Source organism: Nostoc sp. C96 (assembly GCF_059384975.1).
On record NZ_CM182020.1, the window covers coordinates 341,774 to 365,000 of the forward strand.

18 protein-coding genes, 2 tRNA genes, 2 rRNA genes and 2 pseudogenes (1 of these 24 only partly in view) are annotated in these 23,227 nt (G+C 41.5%); 10 read left to right on the forward strand and 14 right to left on the reverse strand.

Annotated features, from left to right (window positions below; translation table 11 throughout):
- Positions 1 to 10: 10 nt before the first annotated feature.
- The 8 genes from AC504W_RS01390 to AC504W_RS01425 all read right to left on the reverse strand — a co-directional run bounded on the left by AC504W_RS01390 (position 11) and on the right by AC504W_RS01425 (position 8,938).
- Positions 11 to 427 carry an aspartyl protease family protein gene (locus AC504W_RS01390; protein WP_494875876.1) on the reverse strand — a complete coding sequence of 139 codons (417 nt, stop codon included), beginning with the start codon at positions 425 to 427 and terminating at the stop codon, positions 11 to 13.
- The gene (locus tag AC504W_RS01395) at positions 420 to 713 is read right to left on the reverse strand and encodes a hypothetical protein (protein WP_494875877.1); all 294 of its coding nucleotides are present in this window, start codon (positions 711 to 713) and stop codon (positions 420 to 422) included. Before AC504W_RS01395 ends, AC504W_RS01390 begins: the two co-directional genes overlap by 8 nt.
- Positions 710 to 4,870, reverse strand: a complete 4,161-nt coding sequence (locus AC504W_RS01400; RefSeq protein WP_494878811.1) for an ATP-binding protein — start codon at positions 4,868 to 4,870, stop codon at positions 710 to 712. The genes AC504W_RS01395 and AC504W_RS01400 overlap by 4 nt, the downstream gene beginning before the upstream one ends.
- A gap of 53 nt (positions 4,871 to 4,923) precedes the next feature.
- A complete protein-coding gene (locus AC504W_RS01405; protein WP_494875879.1) occupies positions 4,924 to 5,121 on the reverse strand; it encodes a hypothetical protein in 198 nt (65 codons plus the stop codon).
- 366 nt (positions 5,122 to 5,487) lie between these two features.
- Positions 5,488 to 5,955 (reverse strand): Hsp20/alpha crystallin family protein, encoded by a 468-nt coding sequence (locus AC504W_RS01410; RefSeq protein ID WP_494875880.1) that lies wholly within the window; start codon positions 5,953 to 5,955, stop codon positions 5,488 to 5,490.
- Positions 5,956 to 6,242: 287 nt separating this feature from the next.
- Positions 6,243 to 7,664, reverse strand: a complete 1,422-nt coding sequence (locus AC504W_RS01415) for an ATP-binding protein (protein WP_494875881.1) — start codon at positions 7,662 to 7,664, stop codon at positions 6,243 to 6,245.
- Positions 7,661 to 8,038, reverse strand: coding sequence for a response regulator transcription factor (locus AC504W_RS01420; RefSeq protein WP_103123289.1), 378 nt, complete (start codon positions 8,036 to 8,038; stop codon positions 7,661 to 7,663). The genes AC504W_RS01415 and AC504W_RS01420 overlap by 4 nt, the downstream gene beginning before the upstream one ends.
- 117 nt (positions 8,039 to 8,155) lie before the next feature.
- The gene (locus AC504W_RS01425) at positions 8,156 to 8,938 is read right to left on the reverse strand and encodes an ABC transporter permease (protein ID WP_494875882.1); all 783 of its coding nucleotides are present in this window, start codon (positions 8,936 to 8,938) and stop codon (positions 8,156 to 8,158) included.
- A 124-nt stretch (positions 8,939 to 9,062) separates the two neighbouring features.
- Between AC504W_RS01425 and AC504W_RS01430 the strand changes: the two genes are divergently transcribed.
- From AC504W_RS01430 to AC504W_RS01445, 4 genes and pseudogenes are all read left to right on the forward strand, one after another.
- Positions 9,063 to 9,665: a DedA family protein gene (locus tag AC504W_RS01430; RefSeq protein ID WP_494875883.1), complete on the forward strand. Its 603-nt coding sequence runs from the start codon at positions 9,063 to 9,065 to the stop codon at positions 9,663 to 9,665.
- Positions 9,666 to 9,719: 54 nt separating this feature from the next.
- Positions 9,720 to 10,004, forward strand: a pseudogene (locus AC504W_RS01435) (exopolysaccharide biosynthesis protein); the annotation flags it as partial.
- A 58-nt stretch (positions 10,005 to 10,062) separates the two neighbouring features.
- Positions 10,063 to 10,602: a hypothetical protein gene (locus AC504W_RS01440; protein ID WP_494875884.1), complete on the forward strand. Its 540-nt coding sequence runs from the start codon at positions 10,063 to 10,065 to the stop codon at positions 10,600 to 10,602.
- A gap of 647 nt (positions 10,603 to 11,249) precedes the next feature.
- Positions 11,250 to 12,227, forward strand: coding sequence for a ferredoxin family protein (locus AC504W_RS01445; RefSeq protein ID WP_494875885.1), 978 nt, complete (start codon positions 11,250 to 11,252; stop codon positions 12,225 to 12,227).
- 142 nt (positions 12,228 to 12,369) lie between these two features.
- Here the strand turns inward: AC504W_RS01445 and AC504W_RS01450 are convergent, their stop codons facing one another.
- A complete protein-coding gene (locus AC504W_RS01450; RefSeq protein ID WP_494875886.1) occupies positions 12,370 to 14,250 on the reverse strand; it encodes an ABC transporter ATP-binding protein in 1,881 nt (626 codons plus the stop codon).
- 82 nt (positions 14,251 to 14,332) lie between these two features.
- Between AC504W_RS01450 and AC504W_RS01455 the strand changes: the two genes are divergently transcribed.
- Both AC504W_RS01455 and AC504W_RS01460 read left to right on the forward strand, forming a co-directional pair.
- On the forward strand, positions 14,333 to 14,851 hold the full coding sequence (locus AC504W_RS01455) for a GNAT family N-acetyltransferase (protein ID WP_494875888.1): 519 nt from the start codon (positions 14,333 to 14,335) through the stop codon (positions 14,849 to 14,851).
- A gap of 56 nt (positions 14,852 to 14,907) precedes the next feature.
- Positions 14,908 to 15,573: a Uma2 family endonuclease gene (locus AC504W_RS01460; protein ID WP_494875889.1), complete on the forward strand. Its 666-nt coding sequence runs from the start codon at positions 14,908 to 14,910 to the stop codon at positions 15,571 to 15,573.
- A 300-nt stretch (positions 15,574 to 15,873) separates the two neighbouring features.
- On the opposite strand, the gene AC504W_RS01465 is transcribed toward AC504W_RS01460, so the two are convergent.
- The 5 genes and pseudogenes from AC504W_RS01465 to nadC all read right to left on the reverse strand — a co-directional run bounded on the left by AC504W_RS01465 (position 15,874) and on the right by nadC (position 19,729).
- On the reverse strand, positions 15,874 to 16,203 hold the full coding sequence (locus tag AC504W_RS01465) for a hypothetical protein (protein WP_494875890.1): 330 nt from the start codon (positions 16,201 to 16,203) through the stop codon (positions 15,874 to 15,876).
- Between the two features lie 79 nt (positions 16,204 to 16,282).
- Positions 16,283 to 16,477 (reverse strand): annotated as a pseudogene (locus AC504W_RS01470) (Uma2 family endonuclease); the annotation flags it as partial.
- 113 nt (positions 16,478 to 16,590) lie between these two features.
- On the reverse strand, positions 16,591 to 17,964 hold the full coding sequence (gene gor / locus AC504W_RS01475; RefSeq protein ID WP_494875891.1) for a glutathione-disulfide reductase: 1,374 nt from the start codon (positions 17,962 to 17,964) through the stop codon (positions 16,591 to 16,593).
- 94 nt (positions 17,965 to 18,058) lie between these two features.
- Positions 18,059 to 18,607 carry a peroxiredoxin gene (locus tag AC504W_RS01480; protein ID WP_494875892.1) on the reverse strand — a complete coding sequence of 183 codons (549 nt, stop codon included), beginning with the start codon at positions 18,605 to 18,607 and terminating at the stop codon, positions 18,059 to 18,061.
- Between the two features lie 258 nt (positions 18,608 to 18,865).
- Complete coding sequence (nadC, locus tag AC504W_RS01485) at positions 18,866 to 19,729, reverse strand: carboxylating nicotinate-nucleotide diphosphorylase (RefSeq protein ID WP_494875894.1); 864 nt, start codon at positions 19,727 to 19,729, stop codon at positions 18,866 to 18,868.
- 295 nt (positions 19,730 to 20,024) lie between these two features.
- Between nadC and AC504W_RS01490 the strand changes: the two genes are divergently transcribed.
- The 4 genes from AC504W_RS01490 to AC504W_RS01505 form a co-directional block, all read left to right on the forward strand.
- Positions 20,025 to 21,513 (forward strand): 16S ribosomal RNA (locus AC504W_RS01490).
- Between the two features lie 122 nt (positions 21,514 to 21,635).
- Positions 21,636 to 21,709: transfer RNA gene (locus AC504W_RS01495), tRNA-Ile, on the forward strand.
- 92 nt (positions 21,710 to 21,801) lie between these two features.
- Positions 21,802 to 21,874: transfer RNA gene (locus AC504W_RS01500), tRNA-Ala, on the forward strand.
- A gap of 168 nt (positions 21,875 to 22,042) precedes the next feature.
- Positions 22,043 to 23,227 (forward strand): 23S ribosomal RNA (locus AC504W_RS01505) (it continues 1,639 nt past the right edge of the window).
- Together the 16S and 23S rRNA genes with 2 tRNA genes alongside form the textbook arrangement of a ribosomal RNA operon.

Sequence of the window (23,227 nt, forward strand, 5' to 3'; positions counted from 1 at the left end):
AGGCTTCTATCTATGCTTTAGGACAGATTTCAAAGGCAAGCTGTGAACGATAGAAACAAACATCAAATTCCCAGAAAAAATTCATTCGACCCAATAGCAAAGGTGCATCATCTGACAAGCTCCATGCAAAGACTAACCGCACTGGAGCAAAATTGCCAATCTGGGCAGAAACTAATAAACCCTTGGCTTCGGTCGAAGCCAAGTTGCCAGAGAGAATCACAGAGGTCGTTTGCTCTTCCCAAATTGCCCCAAGCTGAATGCCAACGCTATATGGTAAGACATTGACGCTTGCACCTGTATCTAGAAGTGCTGAAACCTCAACTGATGAACCTCTATAGGTCATAATTAACGGTAATTGGGGCAGTGCATCAGGAACACCAAAGGTATCAAACCCTTCTATGAAGTGAAATCGCTGGGCTTTAGGCATTTTGTATCGATTGATCCGATTCTAAGAGTTGGCTAAGTTTATGAGCCGCTTCATGTGAATTGAGGGGCGACCAAAGTGAGTATGTTGCTCCAGCTTGTAAGGTTGGCTCTTCTTCTTTCGCTAACTCTGCAATTAGAAATTGCATAACTTTCAATTTTTCTGGGCGAGGTAAATTTCTTAGAGTTGAAAAAAGGTCTATTGTTGTCATAAAACCGAGAAAAAAATCCAACTTCTTTATTTTCTCATAGCTATTTTTGTTTCCTTGCAGTGAAGTGCGAATAGTCATAACTCTCTTAGCAGGCTGACAACAGCAATGGCTAACTGTGCTGGTTCTATTGGTTTAGCAAGATGCTTTTGAAAACCTGCGGCTAAGGCTTGTTGAGTGTCTTCATTTTTAGCGTAGGCGGTAAGTGCGATCGCCGGAATTTTTCTGCCCTGTGCTGCTTCCCATCTTCGGATTCTGCGAATCAAACTATAGCCATCTTCCAAAGGCATCCCAATATCACTAATTAACACATCTGGTTGAAATTCTGGCAATATTTCAAAGCCTGTGGCTGCATTTGCAGCAGCCATAACTGTCGCACCATATTCTTCTAATGCAAACACTAAAAAGTCGCGGGAGTCCTCATCATCCTCAACAACTAAAACGCGCACTCCCGTCAAATCTAATACCAGATTACTAGATTGAGAGTCTTGCTGCTTTTGTGACTGCACAGGCAATAAGGGCAACATTACCGTGAAAGTTGACCCTAATCCTTCACCCGGACTAGTCACATTCACTGTTCCCCCATGCAGTTCGACTAAGTGTCGCACGATCGCCAGTCCTAGCCCTAAACCACCAAATTTGCGTGTGATGGAAGCATCAGCTTGGCGAAAATAGTCAAAAACGAACGGTAAAAACTCTGGCTCGATACCTTTGCCAGTATCACTTACAGTAATTTGAGCATATTTGCCAACTCGTTGTAACTGAATTGACACAAGCCCATTATCTGGGGTGAACTTAATCGCATTGGAAAGTAAATTCCAAACTATCTGTTGTAACCGCGCCGAGTCGCCAGCAACTTGTCCTAGCTGTTCTAACTGAGTTTGAACCACAATTGATTTAGCAACAGCAGCAGTTCGCATCGTTTCTATTGCCGACTCAATAATGAATGATAAATCAACTGGTGCTACATTCAAGTTGAGTTTACCGCGTAATATCCGCGAGACATCTAACAAATCGTCTATTAGTTGAGTTTGTAATTTAGCATTACGTTCAATCGTTGCTAGAGCCTCGGCAGTTTTGGCTGCATTTAATTTTTGAGTTTGCAGCAGTCTTGACCAACCTAAGATGGGGTTCAGCGGTGAACGCAGTTCGTGAGACAGAATGGCTAAAAATTCATCCTTAACTCGGTTTGCTTCTTCTGCTTGGGCGCGTGCGACTTGCTCACGATAAAGTAAGTTATTGCGTTCTTCTTCAACTTGTTTGCGTTGCGTAGCTTGCTGATAGGCATCGTTGATATCTGTGTTTGTGCCAATCCATTCTCGGACTGAACCATCGCCATTCAGGACGGGAACAGCACGAGCAATCATATAACGATATTCACCAGTGGAATGATGCCACAATCGTGATTCTATTTCGTAGAATGTTTTCGCAGCCAGTGCTTGTTGCCATTGTTTTTGAACTTGTTCTTGATCCTCTGGGTGAATCATTTGCAGCCAACCCCAGCCAGCATAATCATTCCAACTTTGACCTGTGTATTCTTCCCAAGACGGTTGGACATTAATAAATTCACCGAAAGGATTAGTCATCCAAACTACTGCTGATGCTGCAGCCACTAGTGAACGGTAGCGTTCCTCACTTTGGCGCAAAGCTGACTCTGATTGCTTACGTTCTGTAATGTCTCGGAAATAAACAGCCAGTCCATCAGGTGAAGGATAAGCATGAACTTCTAGCCACTTACCTATAGGCTCAATAAATTCCTCTAAGACAACAGCAACTTGTTGATTAATAGCCCGGTGAAGTTCTTGATAACTTAGCATTCCGACTATTTCAGGAAATACTTCTTGCCAAACGTGCTTCCCTAGCAATTGTTCGCGGGTTTTCTGCAATAACCTTGTAGCTTGCTCATTGACGTAGGTGTAACGCCATTCGTGGTCAAAAGCCACAAAAGCATCAGTAATACTTTCGAGAATGGTGGCAATTTGATTGCGGGCTGTCTCCGCTTCCAGGCGTAATCGCTGCTCGTAGACAGCAAGTTCTTGGCGGATTTTTGCCATTTTCAGGTTAGCATCTACCCGTGCTAATAGCTCCTTGACAGAGAAAGGTTTAATTAAATAATCGTCTGCTCCGATGTTTAATCCGGTGACACAAGATTCTTCTTCGGCACGAGCAGAAAGCAGAATTACTGGCAAAGTTTGAGTTTCAGGATTGGCTCTTAGCTCTTGTAATAAGCCAAAACCATCGAGTTTTGGCATCATAATGTCTGTCAGCACAATATCAGGCATTTTTTGGCGAATAGATGCTAAAGCGGCTATTCCATCCCCTACTGTATCAACTTCATATCGCAGACTTAATAAACGCTGCACATAATCGCGCATATCTGCATTATCGTCAACTAAGAGAATGCGGGGAGATGAAGGTGATAAAGGTGACAGGTGACAGGTGACAGGTGATAGGCTTGATTCTTCGTCTCTGTTGCTTTCTTCTGGTAGCCAGCGTAGTGCTTCGGCAATATAGGTGGTGCTGGCTTGAATTGTTGGGTAGAGGATGGATGTGCTTGTAACGCCAGAGATGCGATCGCTTGGTAAGTGATCACATCCTGTAGGAATGGAGATAATAAAGCTGGTGCCGCGATCAACAATACTAGTAACTGTAGTTGTGCCTTGATGCAGTTTGACTAGTTCTTGAATTAAAGACAGCCCAATCCCAGAACCTTCATAGGTGCGTCCTTTAGCGGCGGGAACTCGATGAAATCGCTCAAATATGCGGGGTAATTCTTCAGCGGGAATACCTATACCTGTGTCTCGCACTTCCAGTTCAATATGATCTTGGCAATAGCGCAAGTCCAGAGAAATTTCCCCAGTAAAGGTAAATTTAAAAGCATTGGATAGCAAGTTCAGGACTATTTTTTCCCACATTTGGTGGTCAATATAGATTGCTTCTGGCAAAGGGGAACAGTTGACTAAATAACGGATGCCGGCTTGTTCAATTGCTGACCGAAATACCGCAGCCAAATCAGCGGTTAAGATTGCGAGGTCAGTTGGCTGGTATTGGGCTTGCATTCGCCCGGCTTCAATGCGGGAAAAATCTAGTAGGGTATTGACTAGCTTGAGTAAACGGAGAGAATTACGATGGGCAATTTCGAGTTTTTGGCGATCGCTCGGTAAAGGCCCACTAGGATTTGCTAAAGTTTCTTCTAATGGCCCTAGCATCAAAGCCAGGGGGGTGCGAAACTCATGAGTAATATTACTAAAAAATGTTGTTTTTGCCCTGTCTAATTCTGCTAATGCTTCGGCACGTTGACGTTCTGCTTCGTAAGCATCTGCATTGGCGATCGCTGTAGCAATATTATTGGCGACTAAATCAAAAAATCCTTCATATTCATCATTAAATGCTCGTTGCCGACTAATGCCTAATATAACTATGGCGGCTAATTCTACCTTACCTGATTGGGCAATAGGCATAACGACAGCCGATGATGCAGAATTAATGCCAATTTCTGGAGGTAAATTCTGAATTAACTTAGCTTGCTTTGTCTGTTTAACTTGGATTAAATCCCAAGGATCATGAGGTTGGGTTAAGTCAATTTGCTCAGGAGTTGCGCCAGTTCCGGGTGTAATCCCAGATATACCTACCAACCGTGCTTGTGTACCCCCTGATTCCACTCGATACAATACAGCAAAGGGAATATCAGCCAAATTTTGAGCTAGTGTTTCTGCCAAAATAGTGTAAGCTGCGGCTACTGTTTTAGTCGCTGCTGTGTTAGCAGCCAGTTCTCTTAGTGTGCGGAGACGACGTTCACCAATTACCTGTTCTGTAGTTTCAATAACTGCACAAAAAACTCCACCCACGCCCCCCGTTTCATCTCGAATTGGGCTATAGGAAAAAGTAAAGTAAGTTTCTTCTAGGTAGCCATAGCGATCCATAATCAGTTGCAGATTATCTGACCAGGTAGACTGACCTGTACTCATCACGCTATCAGCTAACGGCCCGACAACATCCCAAATTTCTGCCCAACAATCTTTAGCAGACTGTCCTAAAAATTGCGGATGCTTACTAGCACCAAGAATCGGACGATAAGCATCGTTGTAGAGATTCGCATACTCTTTACCCCACCAGATAAACATTGGGTAACGAGAATTCAAAATAATACTTACCGCTGTTTTTAAACTTTGCGCCCATGTTGATGCGGAACCTAAGAGCGTTTGCGACCAATCAAGCGATCGCATCAGTGAACCCATCTCTCCACCTTCCGCAAACACATCTTCAGAAATATCTGTCTTTCTTAGATGAGTCACGGTTTTGCCTCCACTGTTGCAAAATATTGCTGGTAGAAGCTAGGGCAATATTTTTCTGTAATTAGTTTGAGGGTAGATGCGATCGCTAATAAATCTGATTGCTGATGCTGATTTTTTCTACCATTGCCGATAAGAGATGCAAATATGAACACAGTTAATAGTTGCTTATGGGTAAACTGCCACAATTCACGCATCAGTTTACTGGCTTTTGTTAGCCTAAGCAATGTGGTCTGGCTTGATTTCACTGCTTGAATAACATACTGCATTTACCTTGAGTAAGCAGAAAAAACACTACACACTTTATTGTTATATGAATTACTAAATTGTCTATCTACCTTGAGGTTTAATTTTTGAGATTTTTCCCTGAAAAAACCGAAATTTGTCACAATCTACCCCCTAAAGCTAAAAATGTGATCAATTTCAGTCTTAAGAAATATATAACACTATAAAAATCTTTGGTTTAAACAAATGGTGTAAGGCATAAGGTATGAATTTTACTTTATACCTTATGCCTTACACCCTAATCTTTATGGGTAATTTCCGCCTGTTTCTTTAGCAGATTAACCGAGATTTACCTTAACAACTTTTTGTTTTTCCGCTTCAGATTTTGGCAAAGTTAAACGGAGAATCCCATCTTTATATTCAGCTTGTACTTTGTCGTTTTGAACTAAAGAAGGTAACGGAATAATCCTTTGAAATCTGCCATAACGGAATTCAGAACGACTTATGCCTTTTTCTTCTGTTTTAGTTTCAGATTTACGTTCACCACTAATAGAAACGGCTTCTGGTGTAACTTCTACATTCATATCTTTTGCTTCTAAACCAGGTACTTCTAGACGCAGATGAATTGCTTCATCTGTTTCTTCTAATTCAGCAGCAGGGACAAAATTAAATGCTGTTGTTTCACCACCATCTGTAGGAGCTAATCTATCAAACAGACGATTCATTCGCCGTTGTAGAGTTTCTATTTCGCGGAATGGTTCTAGGCGTTCAATATCACGAAATGGTTCCCAACGAATAAGTGCCATATCTGTCACCTCTAAGATGCAATATTTGGGATATTGAAGCTTAAATTTCAGCTTTTTAGTGAGTCCGTAATAGTTGAATTGTTTAAATCATTAAAGCTTAGTCTCAAGCTTCTTAATTACAAGTTATATCAAAATTTAAATCTTAGAGGTTCGGTTTTATAACAAGGAGCGATCGCAATAACCGTACGTACTTACTTAGTACTTGCATATTGCCCAATAGTAATTGCTGTAATTTTCCCTAAAAAAGCATTTTATTTTGTGATTTGATTTTGAGAATTGATATGAGATTATCCTTGCAGAGGTAAGCTAATGGTAAAGGTTGCCCCTTGATTCAGGGTACTGTTGGCGGTGATACTGCCTTTATGAGCTTCGATAATGCGTTTAGCGATCGCCAGTCCTAATCCATTACCGCTACCTTTACGTGAAGGGTCTGTGGTATAAAATTGCTCAAAAATCCGGGGTAAATCATTGTCGTTAATGCCCCTACCCTGGTCTTGAATTTGAATAATTGCTTTTTTTCCTTCACTGTATCCAGATATCAATACTTGAGAATCTGGATGTGAGTGTTTGATGGCATTATCTAATAAATTGAGAATCGCCTGTAATAATCTTTCTGGATCACCTTGTAGTTGTAGTTCCGCGACATTGATTTGCACAGTTACGCCTACAGCCTGCATTCGTGGTTCCACTGCATTCACCGCACGGTTAATCAACCCCCGCAAAGAAATTAATTGCTTTTCTAATTCTGTGATTCCTGCTTCTAAGCGTCCTAAATCTAGCAAGTCATGAATTAAACGTGATAAACGTTTAGTTTCACTTTCGATAGTATGGAAAAAGCGATCGCGTAATTCTGCTTCTTCATAAGCACCACTTTTGAGTGCGTCAACTGTTACCTGGACATTACTAATAGGTGTACGTAATTCATGGGAGACATTGGCTAAAAATACTCGCCGTTCTTGATCTAAAGAAGCTAACCGTTCACTCATTCGGTTGAGTTCTGCGGCTAACTGATCTAACTCATTATTTTGCTGGATAATTAATTTGTCACCAAAATGACCGCTACCCAAGCGAATCGCAAAGTTACGCATAATTTCAATCGGTTTTGACAGACTGCGTGCAAAACGACTGCTAATTAATGCACATAACAAGATTGTCACTGCGAGAGTTCCTAAAACACTCCAAATTACAGTTAAAAACTGACGCTGAAATTGTTTCAGGGTGATGGACATTCGCAACACACCCAATAATTGACCTCGACGCTGAATTGGTCTCGCAATAAAAAGGCGATCTTCATTGCTTAAAACTCCTTTAGCCACTCCTTGCGCTGCATAATTTTGGAAAGCTTGCTGCATTCCTGGCACTTTGTACCAATTTGTCACTTTTTGATCTAATTTGGGGTCAGAAGTGGCGATGAGAATACCTTTTTTATTAAAAACACGCAGTGTTACTGTCTGTGGTGCGCCATAGCGTTGTACCAGTAGTTTTACCCGTAAAATATCCTTTTCTTCCAGCGCATCTGCAACGCTTTCACTCAATGCACTTGTCCAGTTTTCTAAATCCGTCTGTCGTGTCTGCATAAAGTACGCATGGAACGACCACAAAATATAACCAGCCATCAGTGATGTACCAAAAGCCGTCAGCATGAGATAGGTGGCTAACAGCTTGGCATGAATTGTATTTAATTTAATCCGTGGTCTCCAGCCTGTCATGAAGGCTTTTCTCCAGAACGACGGCGCAACACTGCTTTAATTCGTGCTAGTAGTTCGCGGGTGTTGAATGGTTTAGTCACATAATCATCCGCCCCTGCTTCTAAACCCCAAATTTTATCTATATCTTGATCTTTAGCAGTAAGCATGACAATTGGTACATCAGAAAAAGCTCGAATTCGCCAGCAAACCTCCATACCGCTAACTTCTGGTAGCATGATATCGAGCAAGATGACATCAGGTACTTGTTTATGAAACTGTTTGATTGCACTATGCCCATCGGCAGCTGTCGTCACCGTGTAGCCTTCTTTTTGTAATGTGTAGGTGAGACTGTCACACAGGGCTGCTTCATCATCTACAAGTAGAATATGGGGCATTTTTCCTTTCTAAAATTAACGTTTAATTCTAGCTTGGATAGTTTGTGCTAGGTTTGACATCCTTCTGTAGTTACAGGTTGGCGATCGCAGTTCAAATTAGACTATTTGCTCGCGGTGCTAACTCGAAGCACTTGTATAAAAACGCAAAGCAAACCGCCAAAACTTAGTAGAAAGCCAAAATAAAACAATAGCTAACACCATCGCACCGATCAACCAACTCAACTGAACTCGACCCAGCATTGCTTCTGCTGGAATAGTAGTCAAAAATGTGACTGGTACAACAAAGGTAAAGAAAAAGCGGTAAGCTGCGGGGTAAGCCACCATTGGATATCTACCAGCTTCCAACAAACCCCGCAATACTTCAGTGGCGTTATTAATTTTCACAAACCAGATGCTAGTGGCTCCCAGCATAAACCACAGGCTATAAAAAATGACTAACCCGAATAATAAAGGTACAGCACTCAGCAGATAGTTCTGAATTCCCAAGCCTAGGCGCTTACCCGCATAACCAATGATCATGATGCCGAAAATTATATCCGGTAATCCCCAAGGCGAAAGAGTATGAGTAGATAGCCAAAATTGACTACGGATAGGTTTGAGGAGTACAAAATCTAAAGTGCCTATCTGGACATGACTAACAATTTTATTTAAATTTGGAGCCAAAAATGTCGCCGAAAAGCCTTGCAGTATAGTAAAAATGCCCAACACAACTAAGGCGGCTTCCCATGACCAGCCAGCAAAAGTATAGCCAGTGCGATAAAACAAGAACAAACCAAAAATACTTCCAACTAAATTACCCAAGCTGGTAAGGGTAGCGACGACAAAGTTAAGCCGATACTCCATCTCTGCTGCAATGGAAGTAGCCCAAAATAGCCGGATTAATTTCCAATATCTGCTCATTTTTGCCTGAAACTCCATTACATAAATAATTGATCAACTTACGCAAACTTCATAATATTCATCATGCAGCAATATTGCTGAACGCTAAGATATTTAATGCTTATTCTTGAGAAAGTGAGATTTTATGCATTTTGACTTACCAGAGTTAATTAAATCAATCGGTTACTTCGGAGTATGGGCAATAATTTTTGCTGAATCAGGATTACTTATCGGGTTTTTCCTACCAGGTGATAGTTTACTGTTTACCGCAGGATTTGTTGCCTCTCAGCATTTGCTGAATATTTGGATTTTAATTATCGGCGCGTTTGTTTGTGCGGTTTTAGGTGACAATATTGGCTATATTACCGGGCATAGATTTGGTAGAAGGTTATTTCAGAAAGAAGATTCATTATTTTTTCATAAAAAACATGTCGTGAAAACGCAAAAGTTTTATCAAAAACATGGCAAGAAAACTATTGTTTTAGCTAGGTTTGTGCCGATAGTACGGACTTTTGCGCCCATTGTTGCTGGGTTAGGTGCTATGCACTACCAGACTTTTATGTTTTACAACCTCATCGGCGGGTTTGTTTGGACTGTCGGGATGACAATGTTAGGTTTCTTTTTAGGAAAAACTTTACCAGCGGAACAAATAGATAAATATTTATTGCCAATTATCGGTGGAATTATTGTTATTTCTTTAGTGCCTTCTATTGTGCATTTAATTCAAGAAAATAGAGCCAAAAACTAGTAAGTTAGAGTTTGTGCAGTTCATTATGATTAGCAATTTCAGGCTTTACCTTCTCGTCTCACTTTCGTTTGTACAACAACCCCAGGTAGAATGACTATTGGCATAGCGATCGCTTTAATGTCAATTTCGCTGATGATTCCCATTCCTGGAACAAACACATTACCAGCTATGGGTATTTTTGTAACTGGTTTTGGTCTGCTAGAAGATGATGGTGCTAATAGTTTAGGTAGTTTCGTTCTGAGTCTGATGGGAGCAATTTTGACTACTTCAATTTTAATTGCACCGATTTGGGCGGGTTCCAGTATTCTTGATTTAATCAGAGCTTGGTTAGGTCTTTAGCTAAAATTTCTTTCTTTGGGACAATGAACTAGAAACGCCAGAGAGTAAGAATAAAGATATGAACGGTGTGAACATCAATCTCTATCTCCTTCTAGAAAATCTCTTGTTTTTGACAGTTGCCACATCTTTAACTGGGATTTTAAGTCGAGTATGGAAACATACTAAGCCGTATACTTTGCCTTTACCATTCCCTTGGTGGCATAAGTGGTGGTTTTTATCAATCCAACTACTAGGTGTACTACTACCACTACCAATTATGTTGTTGTGGGGCGTATGGTGGAAACACGGCGCTGTATTAGCTGTTCTGGGTTGGTACTTTATAATCTTGGGTTGGCAAATTTTGTTTGAAGTTGTAACCCTAAGAAAACTACAAAATGTAGTGTGGGTACTAGTGCCTTATATTTACTTACCTTATCGTTTCTGGCAACTTTACGAAGGTTCGACACTGTTGAGTTCAGAACCTGAACTGCTGTGGGTGCGATATTTATTGATTTTTGAACTGGTGCTATGGATTGTCAACTACGTCATAGACGTATCGCAACTACCCAGACTATTTCGTTGGGAAGTAGATTCAACATCTCTGACAACTAACAGTTGAAAATATTTATCAATTAAATTTAAAATCTTGATGGCTATGATGGACAGTCTAGGAAGATGAACTTCACTTGCTGCCGTACACTGATCAATGGAGGGAAAAGTAATAAATCATCTCAAAAGCTTGCATTGTTTATTAGCTTCAGCTACAGTCAAGACATATTCCCTGGGGTTAGATTATGCTGCTCAAGCTAAATGTTGACGCATAAATTGTATATTATTTTACTTTCAGGGATTTTTTAATCTCTTTTTTTATATTTATATTGAGAAATATTCGCAAATATGTCTACAAGAATTAGGAGCTTACAAGGCAGTAATTTTAAACAACTGTTCAAAATACATACAGCAGTGATGTCTGGCGACAAGCCGCTAAACATCTACGTCTGCGATAGTCATAATTTAATCAAAAATTTAAAATTTTTCCGGAAAAGTACAGCAATAACTTGTTGGAGTTTGGCTGACAATATTGTGGAGACTTTATTAATTAGACAGTTTTTCTCTAGAAATGATGTTATAAAGTGGCAGTTTGCTTTTAAGCCATAAATGCAAATTATTTCTGTTTATCTTGATGAGATGCAGAAATTGTAGTCAAAAACACAATTGTTATTCACGCCTCCTTTATCTGTAAAGCCAACAAATGAGATAAGTTCGATGAGTACCTTTTTTTGTTCTGATTATGCGCGACAAGTAGGAGAAGATTTAATTGGTAGTGCTACCAATTACGAAACATATATTTTAGTCGAGTGTCCGCCGCCTTGGACAACAGAAGCTTTTAATTCTCGATGGGTTCCTAAGAACTTACAAAGTTTAGAACAGGAAATCACCCGTGCAAAATTACCAGTTAGATTTCTTTTAATCGCTAATGATGTATCACATAAAGCCGACCAAACAACACTGTTAATTTATCAGAAAAAACAGGGTTTAAGTCATGGATATTGCAAGTACGAATTTCACTTGCCAAATATTGAGCAAGTAGCAGGTGTTGTCAAAAAATGGTTAGCCAATAGAACTGCTGATTATCCAGTATACACAGACGCAACAAGAGATATTTTAGTGTGTACTCACGGTAGTCATGATAAATGCTGTGCTAGATATGGTAATCCTTTTTACTTCCATGCTGCTAATACTATTAATGATTTGGAATTAGATCATGTTAGGCTTTGGAAGTCAAGTCATTTTGGTGGACATCGTTTTGCACCTACAGCCATAGACTTACCAGAAGGAAGGTATTATGGTGTTCTTGACCAAGAAACATTGAAGGCGATACTAACACGGACTGGCGATATTCAATCCTTGGAAAAAGTTTATCGTGGCTGGGGAATTTTACCAAGTCAGTTACAAGTTTTGGAACGAGAACTAATTTTCCATTATGGATGGGATTGGTTTAATTACAAAGTTGCTGGCAAAATCCTAGAACAAAGTTTAGATAATCAGACATTTCTGGGTGAAATCAACTGTGAAAGTCCTGATGGTTCTTTATATACTTATCAGGCTCAAATAATCAAGGATAATACTAAGTCTGTTCAACTCAAAAGTGCTTGCAATGCTCATCAAACTTCAGTATTAGTGAAATATACTATTGCTAATATCTGGCTGACATCAACAAAGGTGGTAACTTTGAGTAAATAGTAATTTTAGGGTTAATCATCTACCAATATTTTTGTTGGTTTATAAAAAATTCAATTAATAGTATTTTTATGTCAAAACTGCAAAAGAAAAAATCAAGAATGTAGGATAGTCACGCTCATGTCCATCCTACAGAATCCAACGATTAAGTTCCTAACATTTGTAGGTTGTGTAAGGTTGCATACATACCTCCTTGTTGTAATAATTCCTCATGACTACCTTGTTCGATTAATTCACCACGCTTGAGAACAAAAATGCGATCTACATTGCGAATTGTTGATAAGCGGTGAGCAATTACAATGGCAGTACGTTTTATTAATAGCTGATCTAGCGCCTGCTGAACTAAAGCTTCTGTATTTACATCTAAACTGGCCGTAGCTTCATCTAATACGAGAATTTGGGGATTACGAATAGCCGCACGAGCAAAAGCTAACAGTTGTTTTTGACCACTAGAAAGATTTGTGCCACGCTCTCGCAATTGAGTATTGTAGCCTTGGGGCAATTCTTCAATAAACTGAGCAATATTAGTATTTTGTGCAGCTAACTCGATTTCGTCGAATGTGTACCTGTCTCCAAGGGTGATATTACTTTTAACATCGCCAGCAAATAAAAAGCCTTCTTGTAAAATGACAGCCATATAGCGGCGTAATTCGGCTTGTGGCACTTCTCGAATATCAACACCATCGATTAAAATTCGTCCTTGGGTGGGTTCATAAAGGCGGCATAAAAGCCGAATGATGGAACTTTTACCTGCACCTGTAGGGCCGACTAATGCGACTTTTTCACCAGGACGAATCACAAAGTCCAAATCTTTGATCACAAAATCATCATCTTTGTAAGCAAACCAAACGTGTTCAAAGCGAATTTCGCCTAATTCTGGTGTGGAATTGAAATTTTGTGATTCCATCTCAGCAATGATTTCGTCTATGTAACCGAAGCTATGATCAAAAACTGAGAAGCGTTGATTGTTGCGATCGCGGATTTCTATCGGTTCATCTAAAATATCGTTAATTCGTTCAATGGCAGTAAAGCCAGCTTGAATCACGGTAAATTTCTCGGCAAAATCTCGCAATGGGTCAAATAATCGTTGCGCGTACAAAACAAAAGCCGATAATACACCAAATGTCAGGTTTTGTTCCAACAGTAACCAACCACCCATCCACAATACACCTGCGATCGCTACTAAACCAATCCATTCCAAAGTAGCCGACACAGCCGAATCATAAAAAATGGTTTGATCCATTTGGGCAATGTAGCGGTTGTTAACGCTGCGGAACAACTCTGCATTAATTTTTTCTCGCCTGAACAACTGTACGACGTTAATACCAACAATATTTTCTTGTAGCTGAGAATTTAACAAAGACAGTTCTTCCCGCGCTTTATAATTAGCTTTGCGGTACTGTTGTTGAAAGTGAATAATCAACCAAGTAATGGGTAACAATATTAACAGCAGCAAACAAGCAAGTTGCCACTGAATAGATAACATAATCCCAATAATCACCACCATAGAAAATATATCGGAGATTATGCCGATCGCCCCAGTAGAAAACACATCTCCCAAAATTTCTACATCGCTGGTGAGTCTGGTAATTAATTTACCTACAGGTGTGCGATCAAAAAAGCGGACTGCCAAAGATGTGACATGCTTAAACAAGTCTTGGCGAATACCTGCCGTGATATTTTGTCCTAACCTCTGTAGCAAATAACCCTGAATACTGGTGAAGAACATTCGGGTAACAATTGCCACCAAGATGAACCCTTCGAGGATATTTATTCCTTGCCATAGAGGAAGATTCCTGAGAAACTCGTAAGTGCTGGGTTCGTTACGAATGAGAGAAATAGCTTGTCCGATCAATAATGGTTGTATGGCATTAGAGAGAGCGATCGGTACAAGCAATAACATTGCCAAAATCAGCAATTTGACATGACGGCGGGCATAGGGAACTAAACGCGAGAACAATCGCCAGTCATTGCTACGCCAACGGTCTCTTCTGTAAGATTTTTTTAGGGATTGGTAGATGCTCATAATAGGAGCATTATATTAATTTTATTTTGCACTGGGAAAACACGCTTATTTAATGTAGCATTCACACCTGTTATCTAATGACATGCCGGAAATAGAAACCCCAAGATTGCGATTAAGACACTTTCTCACAGATGACTTAGATGATTTGTTCCGTATTTACAGTGATGCAGAGGTGATGAAATACCTCTCTCCCAGAAACAAGGAACAGACACAAGCCAGCTTACACAAACATATTCAGCATTGGCAACAATATAATTTTGGGATGTGGACAGTGGTTCACAAAGATAGCGGTAGAATGATTGGGCGTTGTGGGCTAGGTTTTTTGGAAAATACCCCAGAAGTGGAACTTGGTTACGTGTTTGACAAATTTTACTGGAACATGGGAATTGGAACAGAAGCCGCCACCGCAACTATAAAATATGGGTTTGCAGAAGCTAAATTAAATCGTATAGTAGCGATCGCTCATCCGCAAAACATCGCCTCAGTGCGTGTCATTCAAAAAGTCGGCATGAAATACGAAAAAAATGCCCACTTCTATAACGTAGATGTTGTTTACTACGCAATTAACAGAGAAGCATGGCAACTGAAACAAGTTAGCTAAAAATTTAATTTGCTCATTGGCGTTTAGAGAACTTTGCGCTCTAAAAGTATAAATTTATGACTCAAACCTTACGTAAACTAGTTACATTCGACGAATTTGTTGCCAAATATACAGACAACTCTGGAAAACGCTATGAGCTGCATGATGGAGTAGTTATAGAGATGTCTCAGCCTACAGGTGAACACGAAGAAGTTATAGGTTGTTTGGCACTGAATATATCTATAGAAATTGGGCGACTAAAACTTCTCTACTTTATTCCTAAAACAGCATTAGTTAAACAGCTTGAGAGTGAATCAGCTTACTCGCCAGATGTGCTGGTATTAAACCGCCCCAATTTAGTTAATGAAGCACTCTGGAAAAAAGATTCCACTGTTAGCCTAGCTCAATCTATACCATTGGTGATTGAAGTAGTGAGTACGGCAGTTGCTACAACGGGGGGAACCCCCGCAACGCACTGCCTCAGTAACTGGCGTGATGATTATCTTACAAAAGTGGCTGCTTATGAAACAGTGGGTATCCCCGAATACTGGATTGTTGATTATGCCGCTTTAGGTGGTAGGCGGTTTATTGGTAATCCCAAACAACCGACAATATCAGTTTATTCATTCGTTGATGGTGAGTATCAAATCAACCAGTTTCGTGGGAATGATCGCATTATTTCACCCACATTCACAGAATTAAATTTAACTGCCGAACAGATTTTTCAAGCTGGAAGTGTGTAAATCTAACACAATTGCACACAAAAGATAATATTGAGTTTTTGTGAGCGCTGCTCAATAGCACAAAATCAACAATGCAAATCCCGAAATAGTAAATGCGATCGCTTCATCTTCCAGTCAGCCGAACATAACCCCGATTGTTGAGTCGGGGTTGCGATTTCAAATTATGCAGTTAAAATTTGCCGAATTAAAATACTCATGACTTCATCAGGGTCTTCTACGGGTAATATTGGAGTCCAATCTCCAACATTTGCATAACCAATTGCCTGCAAGTATCATTTTTGAGTACTCAATTATCGTATTTCAGTACCCAGTTATCGTATTTGAATACCCAATAATCGTATTTAAGCACCTAATTATCATATTCCAGTACCCAGTTATCGTATTTGAGTACCCAGTTATCGTATTGCAGTACCCAGTTATCGTATTTGAGTACCCAATTATCATATTCCAGTACCCAGTTATTGTATTTGAGTACCTAATTATCGTATTGCAGTATCCAGTTATCGTATTGGAGTACCTAAAATATGACGCGATGTGCAACTTAATCCTTAGCTGGACTTTAAAATAAGCATGAGCGATCGCTAAATGCTGTTTGGCGATCGCATTAAGTCTTTTCTCACAAACAAACATCAAAATATTTTTACGGCAAGAGTAGTGATCGCATTTAGGAAAATCAAGCGATCGTAAAATCAGTATATTGTCTTTTCAGCCTACCCATCTCTCTAATTGTGATGAGTAATTCTTCAATCAAAAAACCAGCTAAATCAGAATGTTCGCCCGTAGGTTTAGGCATTTCGACAATCACCCCATCATGCAATTCGTAACGAACTTCTGATTGTTCGGGATACCATTCGATAAACTGATCGAAGGTGTATATTTTTGGTTCAGCTTGGGTTTGGGTCATAAGTTAACGCCTACGAATAATACTTGACCCCCAACTTGCCCAAAATCAAACTGGGTTGAGCAAGCTTGGTATGTGTTACAGGCGAACGCTTGCTCAACCCTAGTAATTCATTTTTATCGCATTGTTACAAATTCTTCGGCTGAAGTTGGATGAATGCCGACAGTTGCATCAAAATCAGCTTTGGTAGCACCCATCTTAACAGCGATCGCTACTCCTTGAATAATCTCGGCAGCACTATTCCCCACCATGTGCGCTCCCAAAATTTTATCAGTACTACTATCAACGATCAGTTTCATCAAGGTTTTTTCATCTTTACCCGCTAGAGTGTAATACATTGGGCGAAAGCGCGATCGATAGATTTTTACTGCATCACCATATTTTTCTCGTGCTTCAGCTTCAGTTAGCCCAACAGTTGCAGCTTCTGGTGTGGTAAAGATGGCTGTCGGTACATTGGCATAACTCATAATTCGGGACTTACCACCAAATACCGTATCTGCCAATGCCCGACCTTCATTAATCGCAACAGGAGTTAAATTAATTCTATCTGTACAATCTCCCACCGCATAGATATTTTCTTCATGAGTGCGGCTGTACTCATCAACAAGAATTGCCCCATCTCGATGCTGAACTTTGGTATTTTCTAAACCAAGGTTTTGGGTATTAGGCTTGCGACCAACCGCCGCTAAACTCACAGCATCAGCAACTACTGTTTCCTCAGTATCACCGCTACCTTTGACTGTGACTTTTACACCTTCTGAAGTTTTATCAATAGCAATCAATTCAATGTTGTTGAGAATCCGAATACCTTGGTTAATCATGGACTGCTGAATTTCGCTGCGGATATCTTCATCAAAACCACGCAGAATTTTATCTCCACGAATCACCTGTGTAACTTCACTACCTAACCCGTTTAAAATACAGGCAAATTCACAACCAATATAACCTCCACCTAAAATGACGATGCGCTTGGGTTGTTCTTTCAGGTGAAAAATATCATCAGAAGTAATAGCGTGTTCAATTCCTAAAATATTTGGTCTGACAGGTTTTCCACCAACCGCAATCAGTACTTTGTCTGCGGTGACTTGGCGTTGGCTTTGGCCGCCAGAGGCATCGCCAACAATAATAGTATGCGGATCAACAAACTTACCATATCCCTGCAACACTTCAACTTTGGAGTTATCCAACATCCGTTGGTAAATTCCATTCAGGCGACTCACTTCATTGTTCACCGCCGTAATCATTTTTTCCCAATTTAAAGTACTCTCAACTGGACTCCAGCCATAGCCTTGAGATTCTTCAAATACGTCAGGAAAATGAGAAGCATAAACCATCAATTTTTTGGGAACACAACCACGATTGACGCAGGTTCCACCTAGTCTGTCAAACTCGGCAACTCCCACCTTGGCACCATATTCTGCGGCTCTTCTAGCAGTGGCAATTCCTCCAGAACCTGCACCAATTACTAATAAGTCAAAATCGTGCTTCATGTCTCCCCCATGAATAATTACTAATGCGTAATTCGTAATTCGTAATTGTTAATTTAATTACGAATTACGAATTATCAAGTCCGAATTATTGTATTTAGGCAGGTACAGGTGTCTTAGCTTCTTTGAGGTAAGCCAACATTGTATCTGCATCTGAAACTTCAAAAGGATCTGTGGGGCAATTATCTAAAAAGCCTGGTTCAATGAAAATCTTTTCGATCTTGCCATCATCAACTACCATCGAGTAGCGCCAAGAGCGCATCCCAAAGCCCAGGTTAGACTTATCTACTAACATACCCATTTTGCGAGTAAACTCGCCATTACCATCAGGAAGTAAAAATACGTTGTTTGCGCCTTGTTGTTTGCCCCATTGGAACATCACAAAGGCATCATTTACAGATATACAAATTATTTGATCAACGCCTAAAGCTGTAAATTGATCATATAGTTCTTCGTAGCGTGGCAGATGGGATGTAGAACAAGTAGGCGTAAAAGCCCCAGGTAAAGAGAAAACTACAACACGCTTACCACCGAAAATATCTTGCGTAGTGCTGTCTTGCCAACGGTAAGGATTTGGCCCTGGTACAGACTCATCACGCACACGGGTTTTAAATACAACATCAGGAACTCTATCGATCACAGCCATATTTACCTCTCTAGCAGTTTATTTATGGGCGGTTAATTAAATTCTGCTCATGTAAGTCAGAATAATTCTGATTTAAGAAATATGCAATAGTTATAAATACTTAAAAATAATAAATTTCCAAGTACATCTTTATAGTGGCTAAATACAGCCGCTACTAATTAAAGACAAAAAATCAAAACCAAAATAATTCGCAATAGTCAGGACTTATGCAAGTATCACGCCTTACCATTACTGGTGATACTTGCGTAAGTCCTGTTATCAAACAATCTTCATACTCAAATCTAACCACTTTGACTGAGTAATGGGCGCACTACTAGAAATATAATCAACACCTGTGGCAGCTAAATCATAAATATTGTCTAAAGTTACATTCCCCGAAGCTTCAATTTTTACTAGACTGTTATGCTGGCGAATCAGAGATACAGCCTCACGAATCATATCCAGACCCATATTATCCAACATAATAATGTCGGCTTTATACTCTAAAGCTTCTTTTACCTGTTCTATAGTTTCTGTTTCTACTTCAATCGTCAACGGATAAGGTATTTGAGAACGAATTCGGGTAATTGCTTCTCCAATTCCACCAGCAGCAGCAATATGATTGTCCTTAATCATCACTGCATCATCCAACCCCATCCTGTGATTGATCGCACCTCCTACAGAAGTTGCATACTTTTCTAAGAGTCTTAAGCCTGGTGTAGTTTTACGTGTATCAACAAACTGAACAGGGAAATCAGCTATTTTCTCTACATATTTATGAGTTAAAGTTGCAATCCCACTCAACCGCATAGCCAAGTTTAGGGCTACTCGTTCTCCCATGAGTAGTGCATCTAATGAGCCATGAATTTCAGCTATTACTTCTCCTGGTTCACAGAAGACACCTTCACAGACAATAGTTGTAAAGCTAATTTTGTCGTTTAACAATTGAAATACCCTTGCTGCAATTGGTAAACCAGCAATTATTCCTGGCGCTTTCGCTATCCATTTTGCTGTTCCTAGTGTCAAATTTGAAGTAAGGAGGGGATTCGTTGTGCGATCGCCCCGACCAATATCTTCCAACAACCAGCTACGCAATAGCGGATCTAACACTAGCCAAGGCGGTAAAACACCCACTTTATTCACAACTTATAATTACTTCTTTTGCTACTTCTAGAATTACTATATCCCAAACCCCTTACTATCCAAGGGTCATAAGGAAGGGAAAAAGAATTTAGAGAAAGTAGTTGACAGTGAGGGGGAGGAGAGATATATTAGATAAGTGCCTGAGAGAAGCGCTGCGAAGCGAAGCTCGGAGGGAACCGAACCATGAAAAGATTATAGTTTGAAAGCAATAATAACACAAGTAGCCTGCGTCAAGTAAATAAAGTAACCAGGCTGAGGTTATAAAAGAACAGCCAAAGAGCTAAACAAACAATTCAAAACGGAGAGTTTGATCCTGGCTCAGGATGAACGCTGGCGGTATGCTTAACACATGCAAGTCGAACGGTCTCTTCGGAGATAGTGGCGGACGGGTGAGTAACGCGTGAGAATCTAGCTTCAGGTCGGGGATAACTACTGGAAACGGTGGCTAATACCGGATGTGCCGAAAGGTGAAAGGCTTGCTGCCTGAAGATGAGCTCGCGTCTGATTAGCTAGTTGGTGTGGTAAGAGCGCACCAAGGCGTCGATCAGTAGCTGGTCTGAGAGGATGATCAGCCACACTGGGACTGAGACACGGCCCAGACTCCTACGGGAGGCAGCAGTGGGGAATTTTCCGCAATGGGCGAAAGCCTGACGGAGCAATACCGCGTGAGGGAGGAAGGCTCTTGGGTTGTAAACCTCTTTTCTCAGGGAATAAGAAAGTGAAGGTACCTGAGGAATAAGCATCGGCTAACTCCGTGCCAGCAGCCGCGGTAATACGGAGGATGCAAGCGTTATCCGGAATGATTGGGCGTAAAGCGTCCGCAGGTGGCGATGTAAGTCTGCTGTTAAAGAGCAAAGCTTAACTTTGTAAAAGCAGTGGAAACTACATAGCTAGAGTACGTTCGGGGCAGAGGGAATTCCTGGTGTAGCGGTGAAATGCGTAGAGATCAGGAAGAACACCGGTGGCGAAGGCGCTCTGCTAGGCCGTAACTGACACTGAGGGACGAAAGCTAGGGGAGCGAATGGGATTAGATACCCCAGTAGTCCTAGCCGTAAACGATGGATACTAGGCGTTGCGAGTATCGACCCTCGCAGTGCCGGAGCCAACGCGTTAAGTATCCCGCCTGGGGAGTACGCACGCAAGTGTGAAACTCAAAGGAATTGACGGGGGCCCGCACAAGCGGTGGAGTATGTGGTTTAATTCGATGCAACGCGAAGAACCTTACCAAGACTTGACATGTCGCGAATCCTCTTGAAAGGGAGGAGTGCCTTAGGGAGCGCGAACACAGGTGGTGCATGGCTGTCGTCAGCTCGTGTCGTGAGATGTTGGGTTAAGTCCCGCAACGAGCGCAACCCTCGTTTTTAGTTGCCAGCATTAAGTTGGGCACTCTAGAGAGACTGCCGGTGACAAACCGGAGGAAGGTGGGGATGACGTCAAGTCAGCATGCCCCTTACGTCTTGGGCTACACACGTACTACAATGCTACGAACAGAGGGCAGCAAGCTAGCGATAGCAAGCAAATCCCGGAAATCGTAGCTCAGTTCAGATCGAAGCTTGCAACTCAGCTTCGTGAAGGAGGAATCGCTAGTAATTGCAGGTCAGCATACTGCAGTGAATTCGTTCCCGGGCCTTGTACACACCGCCCGTCACACCATGGAAGCTGGCAACGCCCGAAGTCATTACCCCAACTTTTAGGAGAGGGGGATGCCTAAGGCAGTGCTGGTGACTGGGGTGAAGTCGTAACAAGGTAGCCGTACCGGAAGGTGTGGCTGGATCACCTCCTTTTAGGGAGACCTACCCAACTGTAAAATCGGTTGCCAAAAGCAAGATAGAGAATACAGATGGTCATACCTAGGTCGGTCGCAGGAAATTGTGTAAGCTTTCAAACTATGATTTGGTTCGTATTGGGGCTATTAGCTCAGGTGGTTAGAGCGCACCCCTGATAAGGGTGAGGTCCCTGGTTCGAGTCCAGGATGGCCCACCTGAACAAGTAAAAAGGAAAAAGGAAAAAGGAAAAAAAGAATAACATAATTATTTTTTTGCCTTTTGCCTTTTAAATTTTGCTTTGTTGATGGGGGTTTAGCTCAGTTGGTAGAGCGCCTGCTTTGCAAGCAGGATGTCAGCGGTTCGAGTCCGCTAACCTCCACCTAGAAAGAAAAAAGAGAAGGAAAAAACAGCAACTAACGTGGTTAGACTGCTGGGTAAAAAATCCTAGCCAGAACCTTGAAAACTGCATAGAAACGCGATTTAATTGCAGGCAGACACAGACATTGAAAGATGAAAGTGAATGCAGGTGAGACACCAAATGTATTGTGGTCAAGCGAATAAGAGCTAATGGTGGATACCTAGGCACACAGAGGCGAAGAAGGACGTGGTTACCGACGAAAAGCTCCGGGGAGTTGGAAGCAAACTATGAGCCGGAGATATCCGAATGGGGAAACCCTATGTACTACCTGTTGAATATATAGACAGGAAAGAGCCAACCCAGCGAACTGAAACATCTTAGTAGCTGGAGGAAGAGAAATCAAAAGAGATTCCCTCAGTAGTGGTGAGCGAAAGGGGAAGAGCCTAAACCAGTTGGTTTACTGACTGGGGTTGTGGGACAGCGATATCGAATCTAGAGGCTAGACGAAGCAGCTAAGTACTGCACCAGAGAAAGTGAAAGTCTTGTAGTCGAAAGTCAAAGGATAGTAGCTGAATCCCGAGTAGCATGGGGCACGAGGAATCCCATGTGAATCAGCGAGGACCATCTCGTAAGGCTAAATACTACTGTGTGACCGATAGTGAACCAGTACCGCGAGGGAAAGGTGAAAAGAACCCCGGAAGGGGAGTGAAATAGAACATGAAACCATAAGCTTACAAGCAGTGGGAGTCCGATTAAACGGATGACCGCGTGCCTGTTGAAGAATGAGCCGGCGACTTATAGGCACTGGTAGGTTAAAGCGAGAATGCTGGAGCCAAAGGGAAACCGAGTCTGAAAAGGGCGATAATCAGTGTTTATAGACCCGAACCCTGGTGATCTAACCATGGCCAGGATGAAGCTTGGGTAACACCAAGTGGAGGTCCGCACCGACCGATGTTGAAAAATCGGCGGATGAGCTGTGGTTAGGGGTGAAATGCCAATCGAACCAGGAGCTAGCTGGTTCTCCCCGAAATGTGTTGAGGCGCAGCGGTAACGATTAAATCTGGGGGGTAAAGCACTGTTTCGGTGCGGGCTGGGAGACCGGTACCAAATCGAGACAAACTCAGAATACCCAGAGAACACGTTGCCAGTGAGACGGTGGGGGATAAGCTTCATCGTCAAGAGGGAAACAGCCCAGACCACCAGCTAAGGTCCCCAAATCATCACTAAGTGATAAAGGAGGTGAGATTGCATAGACAACTAGGAGGTTTGCCTAGAAGCAGCCACCCTTGAAAGAGTGCGTAATAGCTCACTAGTCAAGCGATCTTGCGCCGAAAATGAACGGGGCTAAGTGATGTACCGAAGCTGTGGGATTAA